Source organism: Pseudomonas sp. P5_B2 (assembly GCF_056400445.1).
This window is the reverse complement of record NZ_JBFULH010001085.1, coordinates 1-1,029: the sequence shown is the minus strand read 5'-3', so window position 1 is coordinate 1,029 and position 1,029 is coordinate 1. Positions and strand designations below refer to the sequence as shown.

Sequence of the window (1,029 nt, the reverse complement as noted above, 5' to 3'; positions counted from 1 at the left end):
CCCTGTAGCAGCTGCCGAGCCTGCGAGKCTGCGTCCGGCGGCGAAGCCGTCGTAAAACCAGACGCTGCGGTGCATCAGACAGCCCCTGCGCATCCCCTCTACGACGACTTCGTCGCCGRACGCAGCCTCGCGGGGCTCGGCAGCTGCTACAGGGGTAATACGAGATTCGGGGTGGCTAAATGCTGTTAATTATGGAACCTTTTAAAAGGTGCAGACGTCCACTCCCCTGTTACGGCACTCGTACCAGGGGCTGAAAAATCAGCAAGTTGGCCTGACGAGGCTGCGCTTATGGCTCGATTTTATGCGGTTTTACCGGCATGAAGAGCTGCTTCTCGCGAACGTTGATTTCCCGGCAGCCAGGAATGGCAGCCACACGGGACTGCGTTCGCCGACAAAGAAAAAAGGAGTCCGCCTGTGGCTATTCGCTATGGCAAAGGGCTGACAGGAGGTGCGGTTGTCGTCGCCCTTCTGGCCCTGCTGGTCCACTGGATTGGCATCAACACGATCGAACAGTACCGCGACGATTTGTTGTTTTACCTGCAAGCTCATCTGATTCTCGTGCTCGTTTCCATGCTGGCCGCCCTCGTTGTGGGCATTCCCGCCGGTATCTTCCTCAGTCGCCCGACCATGGTGGGACGCGCTGAACGCTTCATGCAGCTCTTCAACATCGGCAACACCGTGCCGCCTCTCGCCGTACTGGCCATCGCCCTGGGCATCCTCGGCATCGGCAGCGGCCCAGCGATCTTCGCCTTGTTCCTCGCCTCACTGTTGCCGATTGTGCGCAACACCTATGAAGGCCTGAAAAACGTTCAGGGTTCGCTCAAGGAAGCGGCGGTCGGCATCGGCATGACCCCGACTCAAGTGCTGTGGCGAGTCGAACTGCCGAACGCCGTGCCGATCATCATCGGTGGCGTGCGTGTGGCGCTGGCGATCAACGTCGGCACGGCACCGCTGGCGTTCCTGATCGGCGCGAACAGTCTGGGCAGCCTGATTTTCCCCGGCATTGCCCTGAACGGCATTGCCCTGAAC

General features: G+C 60.1%; 1 protein-coding gene. It reads left to right on the top strand.

Annotated features, from left to right (window positions below):
* Positions 1–414: 414 nt before the first annotated feature.
* On the top strand, positions 415–1,029 hold a 615-nt coding region (locus AC1DRJ_RS29335; RefSeq protein ID WP_477805208.1), incomplete at its 3' end, for an ABC transporter permease.